The organism is Paraburkholderia sp. BL6665CI2N2, from assembly GCF_004366535.1.
GTDB lineage: Bacteria > Pseudomonadota > Gammaproteobacteria > Burkholderiales > Burkholderiaceae > Paraburkholderia.
Window position 1 is genome coordinate 2,047,051 of sequence record NZ_SORC01000001.1, and the last position, 21,419, is coordinate 2,068,469.

At 63.3% G+C, this 21,419-nt stretch carries 20 protein-coding genes and 1 pseudogene; 13 read left to right on the forward strand and 8 right to left on the reverse strand.

Annotated elements, in window-relative coordinates:
• A complete protein-coding gene (locus B0G81_RS09175) occupies nucleotides 1–888 on the reverse strand; it encodes an extracellular solute-binding protein (protein ID WP_134134664.1) in 888 nt (295 codons plus the stop codon).
• A gap of 95 nt (nucleotides 889–983) precedes the next feature.
• On the opposite strand from B0G81_RS09175, the pseudogene B0G81_RS09180 reads away from it, so the two are divergent.
• From B0G81_RS09180 to B0G81_RS09195, 4 genes and pseudogenes are all read left to right on the forward strand, one after another.
• Nucleotides 984–1,310, forward strand: a pseudogene (locus tag B0G81_RS09180) (nitrogen fixation protein NifQ); the annotation flags it as partial.
• Between the two features lie 30 nt (nucleotides 1,311–1,340).
• The gene (locus B0G81_RS09185) at nucleotides 1,341–1,742 is read left to right on the forward strand and encodes a LysR family transcriptional regulator (RefSeq protein WP_243856401.1); all 402 of its coding nucleotides are present in this window, start codon (nucleotides 1,341–1,343) and stop codon (nucleotides 1,740–1,742) included.
• 223 nt (nucleotides 1,743–1,965) lie between these two features.
• Nucleotides 1,966–2,475, forward strand: a complete 510-nt coding sequence (locus tag B0G81_RS09190; protein ID WP_134134668.1) for a nuclear transport factor 2 family protein — start codon at nucleotides 1,966–1,968, stop codon at nucleotides 2,473–2,475.
• Between the two features lie 94 nt (nucleotides 2,476–2,569).
• Nucleotides 2,570–3,457 carry a 2OG-Fe(II) oxygenase gene (locus B0G81_RS09195; protein ID WP_134134670.1) on the forward strand — a complete coding sequence of 296 codons (888 nt, stop codon included), beginning with the start codon at nucleotides 2,570–2,572 and terminating at the stop codon, nucleotides 3,455–3,457.
• 19 nt (nucleotides 3,458–3,476) lie between these two features.
• On the opposite strand, the gene B0G81_RS09200 is transcribed toward B0G81_RS09195, so the two are convergent.
• The 4 genes from B0G81_RS09200 to B0G81_RS09215 all read right to left on the reverse strand — a co-directional run bounded on the left by B0G81_RS09200 (nucleotide 3,477) and on the right by B0G81_RS09215 (nucleotide 7,583).
• On the reverse strand, nucleotides 3,477–4,124 hold the full coding sequence (locus tag B0G81_RS09200) for a cation diffusion facilitator family transporter (RefSeq protein WP_134134672.1): 648 nt from the start codon (nucleotides 4,122–4,124) through the stop codon (nucleotides 3,477–3,479).
• 166 nt (nucleotides 4,125–4,290) lie between these two features.
• Nucleotides 4,291–4,725 (reverse strand): GNAT family N-acetyltransferase, encoded by a 435-nt coding sequence (locus tag B0G81_RS09205; RefSeq protein WP_116121813.1) that lies wholly within the window; start codon nucleotides 4,723–4,725, stop codon nucleotides 4,291–4,293.
• Nucleotides 4,726–4,761: 36 nt separating this feature from the next.
• Entirely contained in the window at nucleotides 4,762–6,201 is a 1,440-nt protein-coding gene (locus B0G81_RS09210) for an MFS transporter (protein ID WP_134134675.1), read from the reverse strand.
• Nucleotides 6,202–6,701: 500 nt separating this feature from the next.
• Nucleotides 6,702–7,583 (reverse strand): oxaloacetate decarboxylase, encoded by an 882-nt coding sequence (locus B0G81_RS09215; RefSeq protein WP_134134677.1) that lies wholly within the window; start codon nucleotides 7,581–7,583, stop codon nucleotides 6,702–6,704.
• A 171-nt stretch (nucleotides 7,584–7,754) separates the two neighbouring features.
• Between B0G81_RS09215 and prpR the strand changes: the two genes are divergently transcribed.
• From prpR to ahpF, 3 genes are all read left to right on the forward strand, one after another.
• Nucleotides 7,755–9,827, forward strand: coding sequence for a propionate catabolism operon regulatory protein PrpR (gene prpR / locus B0G81_RS09220; RefSeq protein WP_243856402.1), 2,073 nt, complete (start codon nucleotides 7,755–7,757; stop codon nucleotides 9,825–9,827).
• Nucleotides 9,828–9,940: 113 nt separating this feature from the next.
• Entirely contained in the window at nucleotides 9,941–10,504 is a 564-nt protein-coding gene (gene ahpC / locus B0G81_RS09225) for an alkyl hydroperoxide reductase subunit C (protein ID WP_054035375.1), read from the forward strand.
• Nucleotides 10,505–10,654: 150 nt separating this feature from the next.
• Entirely contained in the window at nucleotides 10,655–12,247 is a 1,593-nt protein-coding gene (gene ahpF, locus B0G81_RS09230; protein ID WP_106278256.1) for an alkyl hydroperoxide reductase subunit F, read from the forward strand.
• Nucleotides 12,248–12,384: 137 nt separating this feature from the next.
• Here the strand turns inward: ahpF and B0G81_RS09235 are convergent, their stop codons facing one another.
• Together B0G81_RS09235 and B0G81_RS09240 are read right to left on the reverse strand one after the other, a co-directional pair.
• Nucleotides 12,385–12,798: a DoxX family protein gene (locus B0G81_RS09235; protein WP_134134682.1), complete on the reverse strand. Its 414-nt coding sequence runs from the start codon at nucleotides 12,796–12,798 to the stop codon at nucleotides 12,385–12,387.
• A gap of 80 nt (nucleotides 12,799–12,878) precedes the next feature.
• Entirely contained in the window at nucleotides 12,879–13,604 is a 726-nt protein-coding gene (locus tag B0G81_RS09240; protein ID WP_134134685.1) for a pirin family protein, read from the reverse strand.
• Between the two features lie 131 nt (nucleotides 13,605–13,735).
• Between B0G81_RS09240 and B0G81_RS09245 the strand changes: the two genes are divergently transcribed.
• A complete protein-coding gene (locus B0G81_RS09245; RefSeq protein ID WP_134134690.1) occupies nucleotides 13,736–14,623 on the forward strand; it encodes a LysR family transcriptional regulator in 888 nt (295 codons plus the stop codon).
• Here B0G81_RS09245 and B0G81_RS09250 read toward each other — a convergent pair.
• Nucleotides 14,620–15,636 carry a 1-aminocyclopropane-1-carboxylate deaminase gene (locus tag B0G81_RS09250; protein ID WP_134134695.1) on the reverse strand — a complete coding sequence of 339 codons (1,017 nt, stop codon included), beginning with the start codon at nucleotides 15,634–15,636 and terminating at the stop codon, nucleotides 14,620–14,622. The two genes, B0G81_RS09245 and B0G81_RS09250, sit on opposite strands and share 4 nt — an antisense overlap.
• A gap of 162 nt (nucleotides 15,637–15,798) precedes the next feature.
• Here B0G81_RS09250 and B0G81_RS09255 point away from each other — a divergent pair, with 162 nt between their 5' ends.
• The 5 genes from B0G81_RS09255 to katE all read left to right on the forward strand — a co-directional run bounded on the left by B0G81_RS09255 (nucleotide 15,799) and on the right by katE (nucleotide 21,364).
• Nucleotides 15,799–16,329: an Lrp/AsnC ligand binding domain-containing protein gene (locus B0G81_RS09255; protein WP_106278246.1), complete on the forward strand. Its 531-nt coding sequence runs from the start codon at nucleotides 15,799–15,801 to the stop codon at nucleotides 16,327–16,329.
• 147 nt (nucleotides 16,330–16,476) lie between these two features.
• Nucleotides 16,477–16,992: a peptide-methionine (R)-S-oxide reductase MsrB gene (msrB, locus tag B0G81_RS09260; protein WP_106278420.1), complete on the forward strand. Its 516-nt coding sequence runs from the start codon at nucleotides 16,477–16,479 to the stop codon at nucleotides 16,990–16,992.
• A gap of 24 nt (nucleotides 16,993–17,016) precedes the next feature.
• Nucleotides 17,017–17,760, forward strand: coding sequence for a peptide-methionine (S)-S-oxide reductase MsrA (gene msrA, locus B0G81_RS09265; RefSeq protein ID WP_134134700.1), 744 nt, complete (start codon nucleotides 17,017–17,019; stop codon nucleotides 17,758–17,760).
• Nucleotides 17,761–18,142: 382 nt separating this feature from the next.
• Nucleotides 18,143–19,039 carry a MipA/OmpV family protein gene (locus B0G81_RS09270; protein WP_134134704.1) on the forward strand — a complete coding sequence of 299 codons (897 nt, stop codon included), beginning with the start codon at nucleotides 18,143–18,145 and terminating at the stop codon, nucleotides 19,037–19,039.
• Nucleotides 19,040–19,234: 195 nt separating this feature from the next.
• Nucleotides 19,235–21,364 (forward strand): catalase HPII, encoded by a 2,130-nt coding sequence (gene katE / locus B0G81_RS09275; RefSeq protein WP_279590530.1) that lies wholly within the window; start codon nucleotides 19,235–19,237, stop codon nucleotides 21,362–21,364.
• Nucleotides 21,365–21,419: the final 55 nt, after the last annotated feature.

A 21,419-nucleotide genomic window follows, 5' to 3' on the forward strand; every position in this document is an offset into this window, starting at 1 on the left:
TTACTGCGCGGCGTCGATTACGGCTTGCACCGACGGCGGCATGGCTTGCACGTTGCCGCTCACGGTCGGTTTGATGACGTCCACGCCATGTTGCTTGAGCAGCGCGCGGCCTTGCGTGCTCAACAGAAAGTCGACGAAGCTGCTCGCGCCTTCACGATTCGGCGCGCCGCTGAGAATGGTCAGCGTGTAGCTGGCCTTGGCCTGCAATTCGGGTGCGGGGCGGATTGCCGGAATCTTCAGGTCGGACGTTTCGGTGGAATAGAAAAAGCCGGCGTCGAGCTGGCCGGATTGCAGACGGCCCACCAGCGTTTCCTCAGGCAACACCTGTTCGGGGTTTTCCGCGGCGCCAAGCGTTTTCTCGACGAGGTCCGGTTGATGGTAGAGCGCAGCCGCCCTGGTCACCATCTCGACGGTGAACGCGCCCTTCGGGTCGAGCTTCGGATCGGTCCGCCCGATGCGGATGCCCGGCTCCTGCAGCACCTGGTCCCAGCGCTTGCTCCTGAACTGCGGCGCGAATCTGCTCTGCGGGTTATAGCCGATCATCAACGGCGATTCGGCGAAGTTCACATACCACGTGACGTGATCGCCGTTTGCCGCGCCCGTCAGACCGTCATTCACCTTGGGGCTCGCGCTGATGAACACGTCGCCGCGGCGCAGTTTGCCCTTGATCTCGTTGGCGATCTTGTTCGAGCCCGCTGCGTAGCCGCGGAAATGCTGGCCGGTGGCTTTCTCGAATGCTGGGCCGATGCTGCGCTCCATCAGATTGACGAGCGAACCGGCGTACAGCACGTTGACCGTGTTGTCCTGTGCGAAAGCGGGCACGGTCGTCACGATGCCGGAAATGACCACGACAGGAGCGACGAGAGAAGCGAGCAGCTTGCGAATCATGCGATAACCCCGATGCGTTATTAAGAGCGCTATATTACGACGTCCTCGCGTTGTCTTGTGTGACGACGTTGCCCCGCGTTAATTGAGTGGGAGGCGTCCGCACGCTCCACGCCCTATTGCTCATGCAGGCCAGCGCCACGGTCCAGGCGGACGACGCGCAGTGTCTCGCGGCGATCATCGCTCATGCCTGTTTGCGCCCGGATCATCTGTGGCGCGATCTCGGTCTCGCCGGCCGCGACGAAGTCACGTGGATGTTGACGCGCTATTTCCCTGCGCTCGTTGCGTTGAATACCGCCAACCTGCGGTGGAAGAAATTCCTCGCCGAACGACGCGCGCTGTCTTTGGGTTTGCAGCCTGAGCCGGCGCCAGGTTGTCCGGGTTGCGAAGACTACGGGCATTGCATTCCGGAGCTTCAAGCATGACTGTGCGGCCGTTCGTGTATGCTTTCGCGCATGGCTGACACCCCAAAAACCACCCCCGCGCCCGCGGCAAAAAAAGCCGCGAAGACGCGCCCCGAAGTGCGCTTCAGAATGCGCATCCGTAGCGCGGACGCGGTCGCGCTCGGGCCGGGCAAAGTCGAACTGCTCGAAGCCGTGCGCGAATTCGGCTCGATCTCGGCGGCGGCGCGCAGCCTCGATATGTCGTACCGGCGCGCGTGGCTGCTGATCGACGAACTGAACCGCTCGCTCAAGTCGCCGGCCACGCATTCGGAGCAGGGCGGTCAGAGCGGCGGCGGCTGTACGCTCACGCCGGTGGGTGAAACCATCATTCGCCTGTATCGCGACGTCGAAGTCGAGGCGCAGCGCAGTTGCGCGAAACAGATCGCCGAGTTGACCAGGCTGATCCGCTCCTGAGCCGCCGGGTTCGTGAACAGAGCTCGCTCAGCCGTGCCGCAGGCAAAACACCGGAGTAGGCGGATTGCCCAGTTGGGCGAGATTCTCCGGATGCAGACGGGCCATCAATTCGACAAAGCTCGCTACGCTGGCCGTGCGCTTGTGCGGCGTGCCCGCCGTCGAATGATCGCCGGGCGCTTTTCCGGATCGACTTCAAAAACGGCCAACGCACCCCATCAAAACAATGAGCCATCCCAACGCCAACACCAACACCAACGCCCACACCAACACCGAACTGATCCAGCGTTTCTACACGGCGTTCCAGCAACGTGACGCCGAAACCATGGTGGCCTGTTACGCGGACGACGTCGTCTTCAGCGACCCCGCGTTCGGCGAGCTGCGCGGCGAAGAAGCTCGCGATATGTGGCGCATGCTGGTGGCGCGCGCACAAGACTTTTCGCTGACGTTCGAAGGCGTCGAAGCGGACGACCGCAGCGGCCGCGCCCACTGGATTGCGAGTTATCTCTTCAGTCAGACAGGGCGCGCGGTGGTCAACCGCATCGACGCCCGTTTCGTGTTCCGCGACGGACGCATCGTCGAACATCGCGACAGTTTCGATTTGTGGAGCTGGACGCGCCAGGCGCTCGGCCTCAAGGGGACGCTGCTCGGCTGGTCGCCGCTCGTGCAGCGCGCCATCCGGGCGCAGGCGCGAAAGGGCCTCGAACTCTACCGGCGCCGTCAGCAGCGCACTTGAGCGGCGTGCCGCGCAGTGGGGCCTAAGACCGCCTGCTTGCTATCATTCAGCCACGTGATGCTGAATTTTTTCAAGCGGACGAATGAGGAATGCTATGCCAGCAGTGGATGCCGCATGGGAAGAGTGGCTGAGCAGCAACGTGGCGCGCGGCTGCAGTCCCGATTCGATGGTCGACGCCATGGTGCAGGCGGGTTTTGCCACCGACGCCGCGCGCGCGGCCGTGCACAGGACCTTCGGCCAGGACCCGGCTAAAGCGGCGAACCCGACCTTTGCCTCGGCGGCCGCGACCGAGGCGGCGCTCGCCAAAGCCACGCCACGAACGTACCAATACGATGATCCGCCCGTCGCGCGCGGCAATCTCATCCGCGCGCACGATCGCGACGTGCGTGTGCTGATGCGCTGCGAGCGTCCCCAGGTGATCGTGTTCGGCGACGTGTTGTCGCCGGATGAATGCGCCGAGATGATTGAGCGCTCCCGCCATCGATTGAAGCGTTCCACCACGGTCAATCCCGATACCGGCAAGGAAGACGTGATCCGCAATCGCACCAGCGAAGGCATCTGGTATCAACGCGGCGAAGACACGTTCATCGAACGGATGGACCGGCGCATTGCGAGCCTGATGAACTGGCCGGTCGAAAACGGCGAAGGGCTGCAGATTCTGCACTACGGCACGACGGGCGAATACCGCCCGCACTTCGACTACTTTCCGCCGGATCAACCCGGCAGCGCGGTGCATACCGCGCAAGGCGGCCAGCGCGTCGCCACGCTGGTGATCTATCTGAACGACGTGCCGGACGGCGGCGAAACCATCTTCCCCGAAGCGGGCATTTCGGTCGCGGCAAGACAGGGCGGGGCGGTGTATTTCCGTTATATGAACGCTCAGCGCCAACTCGATCCGTTGACCTTGCATGGCGGCGCGCCGGTGCTCGGTGGCGACAAATGGATCATGACGAAGTGGATGCGCGAACGCGCTTACGGCTGACGCGAACCGCTTCCAGCTTTTATTCGGCCGGTCGGGCGGCGGCAGTCGCGTTGCCAGGCGAGCCGGCGAAGAGTTGCTTCAACGCACTGCGGCCGCTTACGAAGCCCATGCGCATGATCATCAGGCCGATCGCCGCGCCGGCGATGTGATCGAGCATCGGCATGCCGGCCAGACTGCCGGCAAGTCCCGACGTCGCCACCAGCGCCGACACCGCGTCGACGCGCGCATGCCACGCGCTGGCCAGCAAAATCGCCGAGCCGGTGCGGGTGCCTTCCGCGCGCATATAGCGAAACAGGGCTTCCTTGGCGAACATCACGAAGCCGCTCACGGCCAGCGCGCCGATATGCATCGTGGTGCCGCCGCCGAGCGTCGAGGTTTGCGCGACGCTGGTCCAGAGCATTCCGGCGGCGGTGACCATCAGTACGGCGGCGATGAACAGCGTGGCCAGCGCCTGCTCGATGCCGGCGTCGGCGCTGGTTCCGGCAGCGCGCGGGTGTCTTGTGGTGAGGTACAGCACGATCAGCACGACGCCGTCGGCGGCGAGGTCGCTCAAGGTGTGGACGCCGTCGGCAAAGAGCCCGTCCGAATGCGCCATGAGGCCGATGGCGATCTGCATCGCCGAAAGGAACGCATTGAGCAGTGCGCTGGCGAAGGCGGCCTTAAACAAGGCGGCCGCCGTCGACGGAAGCGCTGCGGGTCGCGCGCGCGGAATGCTGTGGCATGGGCTGGGGACGGTTTTTACTGTCTGTGCGGTTTCTGTTCCCGCAGCAAATTAACCGTCCAACGTGGCACACCGATGACAGCGCCGCGAGGGTTCGCGGCGCGCGCTGCGCTCAGGCCGGCTTGTAGACGTCCGGGTTATGCCGCTCCATGTAACGTTCCGGCGTCGCGAGTCCCGTGAAGCCGTGCGGCTCGTATACGCGATGCGCGTCCGTCGTCACCAGCACGATTCTTCGCAAGCCCTGCAGCGACGGGCTCGCGAAAACGTGCTTCATTAGAGCGGACGCGTATCCCTTACCGCGATACGCCGGCAGCACGAATACGTCGCACAGGTACGCGAAAGTCGCCTCGTCCGTGATCAGGCGCGCGAACGCGATCTGTTTGCCGTCGATATAGCCGCCGAAACACAGCGAGCCCGCGACGGCCCGCTCGAACGTCTCGCGCGGCATGCCCTTGGCCCACGGCGTTTCTTGCGACAGGAACGTATAGACCGTCTCCATATCGAGAGCGGCCTTGTCATTCGAAATCGTCAGTTCGTGTGCTTGCAACGCGTGTCTCCTGCCGTTTATCAACGTGCTTTCTCGTCAACCCTTGGCCGGGTCTTCGCTGCCGCGCGAGCCGCCGCCGATGCTCTGGCCGGCATTGCGTGCGAGACCCATGTAGCCGATCACGGATGCCAGCGTCACCACGCCCGCGAACAGAAACGCGAGACGGAAATCGTCGAGCGTGAACACGCGGCCGGTGATCTCGCCATTGAAGAACGCCGCCGCGCGCAGCGACACCGCGCCGAACGCGATGCCGAGGCCGATTGTCATTTGCGCGGCCGCGCTCCATAGCGTGCTGGCGGCGCTCATCTGCGGTTGCGCGACGTCGGCATAGGCGAGTGTGGCGAGCGTGGAGAATTGCATCGAACGCGCCACGCCGTAGACGAACACGACGAACAGCACCAGCGCGAGCGGCACGTTCGGGCTCAGCAATCCGCACGCGATGATGAACACGCCGGCGACCGTCACGTCGACGATCGACACCATGCGGAAACCGTAACGCTGCAGGATGCGTGTGGTCAGCGCCTTCATGCCTAGGTTGCCGAGCGCGCTCGCGAGCAGCAACAGCCCCGACTTGAACGCAGACAAGCCGAAGCCGACCTGGAACAGCAGCGGCATCAGATAGGGCACCGCGCCGATGCCGATGCGCGTGAACGAACCCGTCACCACCGTCACGGAAAAAGTGGGGATTTTCAGCGTCGAGACGTCGATGAGCGGATGCGGATGACGCTTCGCATGCTGGAACGCCACCACGCCCACCAGCAAACCGCCGACGATGATCGCCCCCGCGATCCACGGATTCTCGCCGGGCTGGCTGGCCAGCTCCGCGCCGTAGAGAATCGCCGTCAACGCCGCGCCGCTCAGCAGCAGGCCGACCACGTCGAGCGGCTTGCGTTCGGTGCCTCGCAGGTTCGGCACCAGCGCGAGCGCCACGGCCATGGCGGCGAGGCCGAACGGCACGTTGAGCAGAAAGATCCAGCGCCACGACGCGTAGGTCGTGATGAAGCCGCCGATCGGCGGCCCAACCACCGGCGCGGCAATCGCCGGCCACGTGATGGTCGAGATCGCCTGCATCATGCGGCTCTTTTCGGTGCTGCGGACCACGATCAGCCGGCCCACCGGCACCATCATCGCACCGCCTATGCCTTGCAGGAGACGAGCGGCGGTGAACTCGACGACGTTCTGCGACAGGCCGCACAACACGGAAGCCACGGTGAACACGCCGATCGCGCTGAAGAACACCGTGCGCGAGCCGCAGCGGTCGGCGACCCAGCCGCTCGCGGGGATGAAGATCGCCAGTGCCAGCATGTAGGCCGTCATGCCGAGGCTGAGGCTGTTGGGGCCGACACCGAACGAGCGCGCCATCTGCGGCAACGCTGTGGCGATCACGGTGGTGTCGAGGTACTCCATGAAGAAGGTGGCCGCGACGATGTACGGAAGCCAACCGACGTGCGTGTTGCGTGTCTCGCTGCCGCTCATTGCGCGGCTCCTGTCGGGCGGCTTGCGGTGTCGTGCGAGCGCATTCCAGCGCCGATGCTGTGCCGGCGCTTCGCGCGCGATGGTTGGACCTTCATGTTCTTGCGACTACCTTTTGAAAACGTGTTTCCGGCATCCGGACGGGGCGGACGAGCGACGGGATCGCGGCCGCGGATGGGGCGCAGCGGCACGGCCATCGACGATGGCAAGCGAGCGCCAGCCCTGAATCCTAACGCAATAAATGGCGCCATACCGCCTACCGCGGCGAGTGCCGCGCGTGCGCTGCAGGCAGCGCACGCAGCGTGCCTGTTAGGTCGGCAAGTCCGTGGGCTTAAACGCCCGAAAGCGCGAAAGCCCGAAAGCCCGCGCGTCCCTGCAACGCGTCGAACCCACGCTCGCGCGGAAACCGGCAAGACAGCAAGCCAGCGTGCATGTATGTCCAGATTGCACGCAAGCCGGCTAGCCAAGCCAATCAACCGGACACAGCGTCCTCGTTATGCTTCTTACTCTTTCGCGGCGTACTCCCGATCCAGCTTGTCATACAGCTGCTTGTTGACCAGCCGCTGGCGTTCGCTGAACGGCGCGACCAGCGTGGCGTCCTCGTCGAGGCGGCCATTACTCTTCAGCGTGCCGAGCGCGCGCTGCATGCCGAGCACCGCGCCTTGCAGCGCCGCGTTCGCGTACAGCACGATGCCGTAGCCGAGCTTGGCGAGCGCCTCGCGCGATTGCACCGGCGTCTTGCCGCCGATCACGATATTGATCAGCTGCGGCTTGTCGAACAGCCCCGGCAAACGTTCGATGTCGGCGAGCGATTCGGTCGCTTCGATAAACAGGATGTCGGCGCCGGCTTCGATGAAGCGATGGCCGCGCTCGATCGCGTCCTCGATGCCGTGGACCGCGGCCGCGTCGGTGCGCGCCATGATCTGCAGATTGCCGTCTTCGCGGGCATCGACGGCCGCGCGGATTTTGCCAACCATCTCGCTCACGCTGACCACTTCCTTGCCGGAAAAGTGGCCGCATTTCTTCGGCATGATCTGGTCTTCGAACTGGATCACGTCGGCGCCGCTGCGCTCCAGCACGCGCACCGTCTGGCGCACGTTCAGCGCGTTGCCGAAGCCGGTGTCGGCGTCGACGATAAGCGGCAGCGCGACCGCGTCGCGAATCCGCGCCGTATGTTCGGCGACTTCGGCAAGGCCGATGAAGCCGAGGTCGGGCAGACCGAGCGACATATTGGTCACGCCCGCGCCCGTGATGTAGATCGCCTCGAAGCCGGCGTCCTCGATCACGCGGGCGCTCATCGCATTGAAGGCGCCGGGCACGAGCAGGCCCTGGCGTTGGTTGACTTTGGCGCGGAAGGCGGCGCGGCGGGCGGCGGATTGGGTCATGACGGTGTGTCTCCTGTGAGGAAAGTCGGATAAATGGCGCGAGCGGGAATAGGCAGAAAGCGTGCCATTTCCCGGTTCTGCCAGTTTGCCCCAAACAATCAGCGAGTTAGCCCGCAAGCGGCGCGACAAGCGTTCGTGGCACAATGAGCGCACTGTTCCATGAAACGTTCCATGGAACGTTTCAACATAGACCGGAGCGCCGCGGTGTCCTCTTTCACGTCGTCCCTTGCGAACCCCGATCCGGGCCGCCCAGGCATCGCACTGGTGAGTATCAGCCGGTTGCAGTCGCTTTGCGAGACTGTCGCGCCACGCTACGCCGGGCGCGCGAAATTCTTCTCCGTCCGGGAGGGCTACGGCGCCGCCGTCACTGCCTTGCAAGCATACGTGGACGCAGGCTCCGTCGACGTCGTGCTGGCCGCCGGTTCGAACGGCGCTTACCTGCGCGACAACCTGAACGTGCCGGTCGTGATGGTCAAGGTGAACGGCTTCGACGTGCTCAGCGCGATCACCCGCGCCACGACCACATGGCCGAACGCGCAGATCGGCCTCGTGCTGCATGAAACGATCTCGCACGAACTAGCCGACCTGAGCGCGTGGCTGAAAGTCAGCCTGAAACAGCGCGCCTACCGTTCGATCGATGAAGTGCGGCTCGCAGTCGACAGCCTCGCGGCCGAAGGCTGCAGCGTCATCATCGGGCCCGGCATGGCGTGCGACTTCGCCCAGCAGGCCGGCCTCGCGGGTGTTTTCCTGTATTCGCTCGGCGCGGTCGAAGAAGCGTTCGAGCGCTCGGTCGAACTGGCGCGCGTGAGCCGCCAGAAGGAATCGAAGCGCGTGCGCCTGAACACGATCGTGGCGCATCTACGCGACGGCGTTGCCGCTTTCGACGACGCCGGCCAGGTCGAGGCCGTCAATCCCGCCATGCTGGACTTGCTGGGTCTGGACCGCGAGCAGGACGTGCCCGCGCAAGTCGAGCGCGCGGTCGGGCCGCTGTTGCGCGAGACGCTCGAACACGACCTGCCGATCGAGGAGCGTATCGAGCAGATCGGCGGCCGCGCGCTGATCGTCAATTGCGTGCCGATCGTGGAGCAGGGCGTGCGCTCCGGCTCCGTGGTGACCTTGCAGGACGCGCTGGTCGCGCAGCGGATCGACCGCTCGCTGCGCACCAGCCAGCGGCCGAAGCATCTGGTCGCGCGGCATCGACTGGACGATCTGATCGGCAACTCGGCGGCGCTCGAGCGCGTGCGGCGGCTGGCGCGCGCCGGTGCCGCGCACGACGCCACCGTGCTCCTGAGCGGCGAAAGCGGCACCGGCAAGGAACTGGTCGCGCAAGGCATCCACAATGCGAGCCGGCGGCGCGGCAATCCGTTCGTCGCGTTCAATTGCGCGGCGTTGCCCGAGGGGCTGATCGAAAGCGAACTGTTCGGTCATGAGGAGGGCGCATTCACGGGCGCGCGGCGCGGCGGCAAGCCGGGGCTGTTCGAAATCGCCCACACGGGGACGATTTTCCTCGATGAAATCGGCGAAATGCCGGCGGCGCTGCAAAGCCGCCTGTTGCGGGTTCTGCAGGAGCGCGAGGTGATGAAGCTCGGCTCGGGGCGCGCCACGCCGGTCGACGTGCGGGTGATCGCCGCCACGCACCGCGATCTGCACGCGCTGGTCGAGCAGGGCGCGTTCCGCGCGGATCTGTATTTTCGTCTGAACCTGCTTCAGTTAAAATTGCCGTCGCTGCGCGAACGGCGTGACGATGTGCCGCAACTGGCGCGTCACTTGTTAAGCCGCGCTGCGCTTGAGTATGGCTTGTCGGAAGGCGCGCTCGAGCGGGTGCTGGCGTTTCTTGCACCCCTGTTCGAACACTACGCGTGGCCCGGCAATGTGCGGGAGCTGGAAAATCTGCTGACGCGCGCCGCGATCTATCTCGGCGATGCAGCGGGCGTTTCCGGTCAGGATTGGCAGGCGATGTTTCCGGAATTCGGGCGCATGGAGCGGGCGGGGACCGTCGAGGCGAGTGTAGGCGGCATAAGCGGCCTAAGCGGCACGAACGGCGGCGCGAATCCAGCAAACGCCGCCGCAAACGCCGCCGCCGAGCCCGCCCTGAGCCGCATCAGTCCGACCCGCGAGGACGTGCTCCACGCCCTCGAACAGGCTGGCGGCAACCGCGCCGCGGCGAGCCGGGCGCTGGGAATCGGCCGTACGACCCTCTGGCGGCTTCTGAAGGCTGACCCACGGCGTGATAGGCAGGAGTAGCGAGATAAATAGCGTCAGACTATCGCCGTTATTAAAACACTCTGCTTTACCTATTAAGCGTCGTCTGACATACTGACTCCACTTTCCAACCACTCCGAAAGAGGACTCAGCAAATGCCGATCATCAACAGTCAAGTCAAACCGTTCAAGGCGCAGGCTTATCACAATGGCGATTTTCAGACCGTCACGGAAGAAAGCCTGAAGGGCAAGTGGTCGGTGTTCGTTTTCTACCCGGCTGACTTTACCTTCGTGTGCCCGACCGAACTGGGCGACCTGGCCGATCGTTACGCCGAATTCAAGAAGCTCGGCGTCGAAATCTACAGCGTGTCGACCGATACGCACTTCACGCACAAGGCATGGCACGACACGTCGGACACGATCCAGAAGATCAAGTACCCGATGATCGCTGACCCGACGCTGGCAATCTCGCGCAACTTCGACGTGCTGATCGAAGAAGAAGGCCTGGCACTGCGCGGCACGTTCGTGATCAACCCGGAAGGCGAAATCAAGCTGGCCGAAATTCACGACAACGGCATTGGCCGTGACGCCGGCGAACTGCTGCGCAAGGTGCAAGCTGCGCAATACATCGCGGCTCACCCGGGTGAAGTGTGCCCCGCCAAGTGGACGCCGGGTGCAGAAACGCTGACCCCGTCGCTCGACCTGATCGGCAAGATCTAAGGTCTCACGACCTTTCGTAGTCGGCGCCTCACGGCGCATCAGCGTGCGGATCGCTTTTCACAGTGATCCGCACGTCCCCGGACCTCGCGCGCTCTATCCGGCGCGTGCGGCGCCGGGAACCCAACACCATCGCCACGGAATCGAATAGCCATGCTTGATGCCAATCTCAAGACTCAGTTGAAAACGTACCTCGAAAAGGTTAGCAGGCCTATCGAGATCGTCGCGTCGCTCGACGACAGCGCAAAATCGCAAGAGCTGCTGGCATTGCTGAACGATATCGCGACGTTGTCGGAACGCGTCAACGTGATCGAGCGTCGTGGCGACGCCGAGCGTAAGCCGTCGTTTTCAATCGGCGAGCCGGGCAAGGACACGGGCATCCGTTTCGCCGGCATTCCGATGGGTCATGAATTCACGTCGCTCGTGCTTGCGCTGTTGCAGGTGGGCGGCCATCCGGTCAAGCTCGAAGATGCCGTGATCGAACAGATCCGCAATCTCGACGGCGACTATCAATTTGAAACGTATTTTTCGCTGTCATGCCAGAACTGCCCGGAAGTCGTCCAGGCGCTGAACGTGATGGCGCTGATCAATCCGCGCATCCGTCACGTGGCGATCGACGGCGCGCTGTTCCAGAATGAAGTCGAAGCGCGCCAGATCATGGCGGTACCGACCATGTTCATGAACGGCGAAGTGTTCGGCCAGGGCCGCAGCGGCGTGAAGGAAATCCTCGCGAAGCTCGACACCAACGCCGGGGCACGTGCCGCGAAGGAACTGGAAAAGAAGCCGGTGTTCGATACGCTGATCGTCGGCGGCGGCCCTGCGGGCGCGGCTGCGGCGATCTACTCGGCGCGCAAGGGTATCGCGACGGGCGTGGTGGCGGAGCGCTTCGGCGGTCAGGTGCTGGATACGCTGGCGATCGAAAACTTCGTCTCCGTGACGGAAACCGAGGGGCCGAAGTTCGCCACGGCGCTCGAGCAGCACGTGAAGACTTATGAAGTCGACATCATGGACGTGCAGCGTGCTGAAGCGCTGATCCCGGGCCGCATCAACGAAGTGCGTCTGGCCAACGGCGCGGTGCTCAAGGCCAAAACGATCATTCTGGCGACGGGCGCGCGCTGGCGCGAAATCAACGTGCCGGGCGAACGCGAGTACCGCAATCATGGCGTGGCGTACTGCCCGCACTGCGACGGTCCGTTGTTCAAGGGCAAGCGCGTTGCGGTGATCGGCGGCGGCAATTCCGGTGTCGAAGCGGCGATCGATCTGGCGGGTATCGTGCGTGAAGTGACGCTGTTCGAGTTCGGCGCCACGCTGCGTGCCGACGAAGTGCTGCAACGCAAGCTGCGCAGCCTCGCGAATGTGACCGTCATCACGCAGGCGCAAACCACGGAAATTACCGGCGACGGCAAGAAGGTCAACGGTCTGGTCTACAAGGATCTGCGTTCGGGCGAAGTGAAGCAGATCGAACTGGAAGGTGTGTTCGTGCAGATTGGTCTCGTGCCGAACACGGAATGGCTCAAGGGCACGGTCGAGTTGTCGAAGCACGGCGAGATCGTCGTGGATGCACGCGGCGCGACGTCGGTGCCGGGCGTGTTCGCCGCCGGTGACGTAACCACCGTGCCGTTCAAGCAGATCGTGATCGCCGTGGGCGAAGGCGCGAAGGCATCGCTTTCCGCGTTCGATCACCTGATCCGCAATAGTGAAGAAGTGGAAGTGGTTGGTGAAGCTGAGGTTGCAGTAGCGGTTTAATGCAGTGGTGTGAGTAGTGGAAGTGGACGGCGGCCTTTGGGCCGCCGTTTTTGTTTACGCTTGACATCGCCCGGCATCAAGCCGGGCGGCTTTCTTTCTGACGTACCGCCCGCACCGCTCCGCGCAAGACAGCAGCCTCAACGCCGATCGATCGAATACTTCCCGGCGCCCGTCACACACAGCAGCAACAATCCGCCGATGATGCTGATGTTCTTGTAGAAGTGAATCATATTGTCGTACTGCACCGCGCCGGTCATGTTCCAGTAATGATGGCCAATGAACGCGGTGCCAAGTGTATAAATCGCGAGTAGCAGCGCAAGCGGTCGCGTAAAGAATCCGACCAGCAGCGCGATGCCGACGACGAACTCCATCACCACGGCGATCACCGCCGACAACTCAGGCACCGGCGCGCCGCTCGACGTCATATAAGTCACGGTGCCGGAAAAACCGGTGAGCTTCGACCAGCCGAACATGACGAACAGCACCATTAACAGAACGCGGGCGACGAGGATGACCGCGTCTTTCTGATTTTCAAATAGCGTATAACGCATGATTTTTATCTCAACAGAGTAGGAAGAAAGTGGCTCGCCGGCTTGTTTCCGGCGAGCCCGTATTTAGCTCATTCGGCCGTTCAAGCCCACAACTCCGACGTCTCGATGTTGCGCAAGTCGAACACGAGGACTTCCGCATCGTGGCCTTGCGTGAAGGTTAGCGCTTCTTCGCCGCGCACACGCGCACCATCGCCTTCCTTGAACTCGACGCCGTTCACAGTCACGCTGCCGCGCGCCACGTGGACATACGCATAGCGATCGCTCGCCAGTTCGAGCCGCGCCGTTTCGTCGCCGTCGAAGAGACCGGCATAGATCCGCGCGTCCTGTTGCACGGTCAGCGAATCGTCCGCGCCGTCCGGCGAGAGCACGAGGCGCAGTGCACCGCGCTTCTGGTCCGCGCCGAAGTGACGCTGCTGATAACGCGGCGTCGTACCTTTTTGCCCCGGCGCGATCCAGATTTGCAGGAAGTGCACCGGGTCGCTCTTCGAATGGTTGTATTCGCTATGCGCGACGCCGGTTCCCGCGCTCATCAACTGGATGTCGCCGGGCACGATCACCGAGCCGGTGCCCATCGTGTCCTTGTGCTCCAACGCGCCTTCCAGCACGTACGAAAAGATTTCCATGTCGCGATGCGGGTGCTTGCCGAAGCCTTGCGCCGGGGCAACGCGGTCGTCGTTGATCACGAGCAGGTCGGAAAAGCCGTTCTGCTTGGGATCATGATAGCTAGCGAAGGAAAACGTATGACGCGAACTGAGCCAGCCGTGCTCCGCGCGGCCGCGTTGATTGGCGTGTCTGATTTCAAGCATCTTTTTTCTCCTTGGGTTGTGCGATCCGGCCAGATGTTTGTCCGCGATCCATGAATGAGAGTGTAGGTCAATCCATACCGGTATAATCGCCATGGAATCGGAAACACTGTCACTGTGGAGTGGACAATAAGATGCAGCTCGATGACATGCGGATTTTCGTCGCCACGGTGGACGCACACAACTTCACGGCCGCCGCCAACCGCCTGTCGCTGTCGAAGCAGTTCGTCAGCCGCCGGGTGATGGCGCTGGAGGAAACGCTCGGCGTGCAGTTGCTCATCCGCAATACACGCAAGCTGGCGGTGACCGACCTCGGGCAGGAGTTTTACGAGCGCGCCAGACGCATCCTCAGCGAAGTGGAAGACGCCGAGCAGGCCATGTCGCTGCGGCGCGCCGGGCCGCGCGGGCTGCTGCGTGTGAGCGCGCCGATGTCGTTCGGCATGGCGCATCTGTCGCCGCTCGTGGCGATGTTTCTGCGCGAGCACGGCGACGTGCGCTTCGAGATGGAGTTGAGCGACCGCACGGTGGATGTGGTCGGCGAAGGCTTCGACATGGCGATCCGGATCGGCAGCTTGCCGGATTCCACGCTGATCGGGCAGAAGCTCGTGGATATCCGCATGGTGGCCTGCTGTAGTCCCGGTTACGCGCGACGCCGTGGTGCGCCCAAGGTGCCCGCCGACCTGGCCCGCCATTCGTGTCTGTTATACGGGCACGGCGGCGCGGTGAGCTGGGAGTTTGTCGTCGATGGCGTGACGAAAGGCGTCGAAGTCCACGGGCCGTTGCGCGCCAACAATGGTGAACTGGTGCGCGATGCGGCCGTCGCGGGCCTCGGGATTGTTCGGCTTCCTGATTTTATCGTCGCCGATGCGCTCAAAAGCGGTCAACTCGTGCCGGTGCTCGAAGCATTCCTGCCCGCCGCCACGAGCGTCTACGCGGTGTATCCGCAGCACAGGCAAAGCTCCCTCACGATCCGGGCGTTCGTGGAATTCCTGAGGGAGCACTTGAGAAAGCGCCTGGTTTAGCCGTTGCGGAAAATAAAACTGTAGCCATTCAACGCCGGCACGCCGCCGAGGTGCGCGTACAACACGCGCGAACCTGCGGGGAATTCGCCGTTGCGCACCATCTCGATCATGCCGTGCATGGATTTGCCTTCGTAGACGGGATCGGTCAGCACGCCTTCCAGGCGCGCGCACAGACGGATCGCTTCCAGCGTGCCGTCATTCGGCAAGCCGTATTCCGGGCCGCCGAAGCGCTCGTCGAGGACGACGTCCTTGCTGGTGATATCGCGTCCGAGTCCGACCTGTTCGGCGGTTTGCTTCGCGATGCGGGTGATCTGCTCGCGCGTCTGCGCGGGCTTGGCCGACGCGTCGATACCGATCACGCGCTCGGCGCGGCCGTCATCGGCGAAACCCACCACCATGCCGGCCTGCGTGCTGCCGGTCACGGAACACACGACGATATAGTCGAACTTGAAGCCCAGTTCAGCTTCCTGCTGGCGAACCTCCTCGGCGAAGCCGACAAAGCCGAGCCCGCCGAGCGGATGGTCGGAGCAGCCCGCCGGAATGGCATACGGCTTGCCGCCGGCGGCCCGCACGCTTTCCAGCGCATCTTCCCAGCTCTTGCGAAAGCCGATGTCGAAACCATCCGCGACGAGGCGTACGTCGGCGCCGAGAATGCGCGACATCTGGATGTTGCCGACCCGGTCGTAGACCGCGTCCGAATAATTGACCCAGTTCTCCTGCACCAGCACGCACTTCATGCCCAGATGCGCCGCCACGGCCGCCACCTGGCGCGTCTGGTTCGACTGGATGCCGCCGATCGACACGAGCGTGTCGCAACCCTGCGCGAGCGCTTCGGGGATCAGGTATTCGAGCTTGCGCGTCTTGTTGCCGCCGAACGCAAAGCCGCTGTTGCAGTCTTCGCGCTTCGCATACAGATGCACTTTGCCGCCGAGGTGGTCGCTCAGGCGCTTGAGCGGCTGGATCGGTGTCGGCCCGAAGGTCAGCGGGTAGCGAGGGAATCGTTGCAGGTTCATGGCAGTTCCGTGGTCGGGTAGGTGGGACGCGAACGGCAACCGGTCGCGTTGAGCAAATGGTAGGGAAAAGAGCTAGAAATGAGCTTGCAAAAAAATTTGCTTGAGCATAGTTTTGAAAGTACAAAACCGCGATCCGTTTAAGAAATAACTGTAAATAGGACTATGAGCACAACAAAAATTCGTCGCACCCGGACAGCGGTGGCGGCCGCCGCCACCGTCCCGGCCGATCCGCTGCAGGCGCTCGACCGCATCGACCGCGCGATCCTGCGGCAATTGCAAACCGATGCGTCGATTTCGAACGTCGCGCTCGCGGCGAAGGTCAAGCTGAGTGCGCCGGCGTGTTTGCGTCGCGTGGAGCGGCTCAAGGAGTCGGGGCTGATCCGCGGCGTCGTTGCGTTGATCGACCCGAAGGCGGCAGGGGCGGGGATGCTGGTGATCATCGGCGTGGTGCTGGACCGCTCCACGCCGGAGTCGTTCGCCGAGTTCGAAAAAGCGGCGCAGAAGGTGGCCGGTTGCATGGAGTGCCACGTCGTGACCGGCGAATTCGACTACTTCATGACGATCCGCACGCGCGACAGCGACAGCTTCAATCGCCTGCACGCGGAGCAGTTGCTCTATCTGCCGGGCGTCCGGCAGATCCGCTCGTTCATGGTGCTCAAGGAAATTCTCTCGACCACGAAATTTCCACTGTAATCGCCATTGCGGCGGCCACCGGGACACAAAAAGACGCGCATGCTGTCACTTATCCCGCTCTCGTGCGACCAAGCATCGGGAACACTCGCGGGCGGCGCGGTCAGCGCCGGAACGGGTGAGCGGTACGGACTTTCCGGAGCGATCATCATGGCTTGCAACAGACGGATATTCTTCAGGTTAATCGGCGCGCTAACGCTGGCCGGCGGCGCCTCGACGTGGCGCACGGCGCGCGCGGCACAGGCGCCAGGCGGCGGCGCCGCAGCCGCCTACGAGGTTACGCACAGCGACGCCGAATGGCGCAAATTGTTGACCGACGCGCAATACCGCGTGCTGCGCGAGGCGGGCACGGAACGCCCGTTCACCAGCCCGTTGAACGACGAGCACCGAGCGGGCACGTTTGCCTGCGCCGGGTGCAAACTGCCGCTGTTCTCGTCGAAGACCAAGTTCGACAGCGGCACGGGCTGGCCGAGTTTCTGGCAACCGCTCGATCACGCGGTTATCACGCATACCGACAAGTCGTTCGGCATGACGCGCGACGAAGTGCTATGCCGGCGCTGCGGCGGCCATCTCGGCCACGTGTTCGACGACGGCCCCAAGCCAACCGGCCTGCGCTATTGCATGAACGGTCTGGCGATGACATTCACGCCCGCAACGGGCGCGTGATTCAGGTGAATCAGGATGGACCTTATGAACTTCCACAAACGCATTGACGGCAGTCCGGCGCGCTCGCGCGTGGCGGCGATTTCACTCTCGGTCGGACTCGGCGCGCTCGCGCTGCTGCTGGCCCAGCGCATGGCGTTTTCATCGGAGGCCGCCGTCGTGATCGCGCCACCGGCGCTCGACGAACCGGTGTCCGCCGCGACCGCGCACGAAGAAACCGCCGTTTTCGCGGGAGGCTGCTTCTGGGGCGTGCAGGGCGTGTTCCAGCATGTGCGCGGCGTCACGAAGGCCGTCTCGGGGTACTCGGGCGGGCAGCGCGACACGGCGCAGTACGAAACGGTCAGCGGTGGCGAGACGGGGCACGCGGAGTCGGTGCAGGTCACGTTCGACCCGACCAAGGTCACATACGGCCAGTTGCTGCAGGTGTATTTCTCCGTGATTCAGGACCCGACCCAATTGAATCGCCAGGGGCCGGACAGCGGCACGCAATACCGCTCGGCGGTGTTTCCGCTGAACGACACGCAGCGGCGCGTCGCGCAAAGCTATATCGCGCAACTCGACAAGGCGCGCGCCTTCCCGGCGCCGATCGTGACGAAGGCCGAGCCGTTCAAGGGCTTTTATCCGGCCGAGTCGTATCACCAGAACTATCTGACGCTGCACCCCAACTCGGCGTATATCGCGATCAACGACATGCCGAAGGTCGCCAACCTGAAGCGTCTGTTCCCGAATCTGTACCGCGACAAGCCGGTGCTGGTCGAGGCATCGCAGTAGGCCACGAGAAGGCCGGCGCGGCGTCTTGCGGCGGCCGCCGCGCCTTGTTCACTGCATCCGCGTTAGCATCCGCATGCGCGTATTCGTCTCTTTGTGTCTTCGTCTTCCGCCGATCCGAGCCCGTTCTCCAGCGACTAGGCCCGCATTTTGCAAGAGTGCGTCCATCGGCAAATCTTTCGTGCCGCTCTGTTCAGACAAAAGCCGCTATTTACAGGCTTTCTGACGGATGCGGCTCCTGAGATTGCCGAGCGATACGTGTCGTTCGCTGAAAAAGTTACATGCCGCACGTAGCAACGCGGCGGTCGCCCTGTGCTTTTTATCCCTCGCGGATCCCGGGGCGAGAACATAACCCTCTTCGCATAGGCGAGATCGGAGGCTTCTGGTGTTTAACAGCCGTAGAAAGCGGGGCGGTAAGCTCCGCAATAAACAAACAGGCATCGCGGCATCCTCCCTGGTGGCCGTGGCCATCGGCGGCGTTGCCGTCATTCCGCATTCGGCCTCGGCGCAAACTCCCTCGCCGCTGGGCGAATGGCAATATTCGGTCGGCATTCCATTGCAGAAGATGTGGCAGCCCAATATTCCGGACTGGCAGGTGCGGGTTGGCGCGGCGACATCGTTCCAGCCGCGCTACGAGGGTTCCGACCGGTATCACCTGATGGCGGGACCGAGCGTCGACGTGCGCTATAAGGATCTGTTCTTCTTCTCGAGCGGCGAGGGTTTTGGCGTCAATTTCGCGCAAGGCGAGAACTGGCGCGCGAGTCTTGCCACTGTCTACGATCTGGGACGCCGCGGTCATGACGATCCGCAAGAGTTGGACGGCCTCGGCAACATCAACCCGGCGCCGGGCGTCAAACTGTCGGGCGAGTACGTGATCTCGCAGGATTTCCCGCTCGTGCTGCGTGCCGACGTCAGGCGCTATTTCGGCGGCTCGAACGGCTGGATCGGCGATCTCGGCGCCTATATGCCGATGCCGGGCAGCACCAAAAAGTTCTTCTGGTTCGCCGGTCCGAACGTGACGCTGGCGGACTCCACTTACATGAATAGCTGGTTCGGCGTGAATCAGACCCAGGCGGCGAATTCGAAATACTCGCAGTACCACGCCAGCGCGGGCTTCAAGTCGGTGGGCTTCGGCATCAGCGCGATATGGTTGTTCGACAAGCACTGGTTCGCCACCGCGGACGGCGCCTTCGAACAACTGGTGGGCAGCGCGGGCAATAGTCCGGTCACGCACCGCAAAGCCAACGGCGTAGCCGATATCTCGATCAACTACCGCTTCTGATCGCGCGCTCTGCGCATCCATCAATGTACGGCGGCGCGCCATTCGCGGCGCGCCCGCCGCATAGCCCGTTCATTACCGCTCAGTTATCGGCAAGCGTGACTAGCCGCGCGCCTGCGCGGGTATATCGATTGCTGCTCTGTCTCGTTGCGTCAGACCGGATTTCCCCACCGGCACGCCCCCGAACGCAAGGAGCAGATTCTCATGGCAGGTAAAACGAATACGCAGAAGCCCGCAGCGAAGGACGCGCAGGCGGCTAACCCGCAGGTGGACCCGAAATCGAAGGATCTCGAACAGTTTCGAGTCAGCCCGGAAGGCCAGGCGCTGAGGACCAATCAGGGCGTCAAGATTTCCGACAATCAGAACAGCCTGCGCGCCGGTCCCCGCGGCCCCTCGCTGCTCGAAGACTTCATCATGCGTGAGAAGATCACGCACTTCGACCACGAACGCATACCCGAGCGCATCGTGCATGCGCGCGGCTCGGCAGCGCATGGCGTGTTTCAGGTCTACGAGTCGATGAAGGAGTACACCAAGGCCGCATTCCTGCAGGACCCCGCTGTCCAGACGCCGGTCTATGTGCGCTTTTCCACGGTGCAAGGCCCGCGCGGTTCCGCCGATACGGTGCGCGACGTGCGCGGTTTCGCCGTGAAGTTCTATACGCAGGAAGGCAATTACGATCTGGTCGGCAACAACATGCCGGTGTTCTTCATTCAGGACGCCATCAAGTTTCCCGACTTCGTGCACGCCGTCAAACCGGAAGCCCCGAACGAAATGCCAACCGGCGGCTCCGCGCACGACACCTTCTGGGACTTCGTTTCGCTGGTGCCCGAGTCCGCGCATATGGTGCTGTGGACCATGTCGGACCGCGCGATTCCGCGCAGCCTGCGCACCATGGAAGGCTTCGGCATTCACACCTTCCGTTTCGTGAATGCGCAAGGCAAGGGACGCTTCGTCAAATTCCACTGGCGCCCGGTGCTGGGCTCGTATTCGCTGCTGTGGGACGAAGCGCAGAAACTGGCCGGCAAGGATCCGGACTTTCATCGGCGCGACCTGTGGGAGTCGATCGAAGCGGGCAACTTCCCTGAGTTCGAACTGGGCGTGCAGATCATTGAAGAAGCCGACGAGCACAAATTCGATTTCGACTTGCTCGATCCGACCAAGCTGATTCCGGAAGAACTCGTGCCGGTCAAGATCATCGGCAAGATGACGCTCAATCGCAATCCGGATAACTTCTTCGCCGAGACCGAACAGGTGGCGTTCCATCCGGGTCATATCGTGCCGGGCATCGACTTCTCGAACGATCCCCTGTTGCAAGGTCGTTTGTTCTCGTACACGGATACGCAGATCAGCCGGCTGGGCGGCCCGAACTTTCATGAGATTCCGATCAACCGGCCGGTGTGCCCGTTCAATAACAACCAGCGCGACGCGATGCACCGCCAGGCGATCAATGTCGGCCAGGCTTCGTATGAGCCGAATTCGCTAAGCGGCGGCTGGCCGAAGGAAACCGATCCGGCGCCGTCCGACGGTGGCTTCGAAAGCTATCAGGAGCGCGTGGAAGGCACCAAGATCCGTGTGCGCAGCGAATCGTTCGCCGATCATTTCTCGCAGGCCGCGCTGTTCTATAACAGCATGTCGCAGCCTGAGAAAGACCACATCGCCGCGGCCTATCAATTCGAACTCGGCAAAGTGACGAAGCCGGAAATTCGTGCGCGCGTGGTGAATGAGATTCTCGCCAACTTCGACGCGGGACTCGCGGCGCAGGTGGCCGAAGGTCTCGGTTTGCCGGCACCGAAGAAAGGCACGGCGAAGCTGAGCGGGCCCAAGGAATCGCCGGCGCTGAGCCTGCTCAACCGGGTGCGGCCGGGCATCAAGACCCGCAAGATCGCGCTGCTGGCCGCGCCGGGTTCCGACGGCGCCGCCATCAAGGAGTTGCAGAAGGCGCTGCAGGGCGAAGGCGCGGTGCCCATGCTGATCGCGCCAACGCTTGCCGTGATCGACGGCATGGCGCCGGACGCCACCATTGCCGGCTTGCCGTCGATCATGTTCGACGCGGTGATCGTGGTGGGCGGCGACAAGGGTGCGAAGACGCTGGCCGGATCGGGCGATGCGCGGCATTTCGTGCTCGAGGCGTTCAAGCATCTGAAGGCGATCGCGGCGATCGGCGCGGGCCGTGACGTGCTCGCTGCCGCGCACTTGCCCGACCATGCCGACGGCGTCGCAACCGGCGACGACAAGCAGGCCGCCGACGTGCTGAAGGCCTTCATCAAGGCGGCCGAGCAGCATCGCGTGTGGTCGCGGGCGAAGCAGGCCGAGACCGTGCCGGCTTGAGCGTTCGGTGAGCCGTCAAAAGACCTGGCTGGTTCGCACTGGCCAGGTCTTTTTT

Bases quoted from the DNA above. Each gene is read 5' to 3' on its own strand.
- ahpC (WP_054035375.1), top strand. From the start codon at position 9,941: ATGCCGATCATCAACAGTCAAGTCAAACCGTTCAAGGCGCAGGCTTAT.
- B0G81_RS09235 (WP_134134682.1), bottom strand. From the start codon at position 12,798: ATGCGTTATACGCTATTTGAAAATCAGAAAGACGCGGTCATCCTCGTC.
- B0G81_RS09185 (WP_243856401.1), top strand. From the start codon at position 1,341: ATGGCTGACACCCCAAAAACCACCCCCGCGCCCGCGGCAAAAAAAGCC.
- B0G81_RS09195 (WP_134134670.1), top strand. From the start codon at position 2,570: ATGCCAGCAGTGGATGCCGCATGGGAAGAGTGGCTGAGCAGCAACGTG.
- B0G81_RS09245 (WP_134134690.1), top strand. From the start codon at position 13,736: ATGCAGCTCGATGACATGCGGATTTTCGTCGCCACGGTGGACGCACAC.
- B0G81_RS09215 (WP_134134677.1), bottom strand. From the start codon at position 7,583: ATGACCCAATCCGCCGCCCGCCGCGCCGCCTTCCGCGCCAAAGTCAAC.
- msrA (WP_134134700.1), top strand. From the start codon at position 17,017: ATGAACTTCCACAAACGCATTGACGGCAGTCCGGCGCGCTCGCGCGTG.
- B0G81_RS09255 (WP_106278246.1), top strand. From the start codon at position 15,799: ATGAGCACAACAAAAATTCGTCGCACCCGGACAGCGGTGGCGGCCGCC.
- msrB (WP_106278420.1), top strand. From the start codon at position 16,477: ATGGCTTGCAACAGACGGATATTCTTCAGGTTAATCGGCGCGCTAACG.
- B0G81_RS09175 (WP_134134664.1), bottom strand. From the start codon at position 888: ATGATTCGCAAGCTGCTCGCTTCTCTCGTCGCTCCTGTCGTGGTCATT.
- prpR (WP_243856402.1), top strand. From the start codon at position 7,755: ATGGAACGTTTCAACATAGACCGGAGCGCCGCGGTGTCCTCTTTCACG.
- B0G81_RS09190 (WP_134134668.1), top strand. From the start codon at position 1,966: ATGAGCCATCCCAACGCCAACACCAACACCAACGCCCACACCAACACC.
- B0G81_RS09250 (WP_134134695.1), bottom strand. From the start codon at position 15,636: ATGAACCTGCAACGATTCCCTCGCTACCCGCTGACCTTCGGGCCGACA.
- ahpF (WP_106278256.1), top strand. From the start codon at position 10,655: ATGCTTGATGCCAATCTCAAGACTCAGTTGAAAACGTACCTCGAAAAG.
- B0G81_RS09240 (WP_134134685.1), bottom strand. From the start codon at position 13,604: ATGCTTGAAATCAGACACGCCAATCAACGCGGCCGCGCGGAGCACGGC.
- B0G81_RS09210 (WP_134134675.1), bottom strand. From the start codon at position 6,201: ATGAGCGGCAGCGAGACACGCAACACGCACGTCGGTTGGCTTCCGTAC.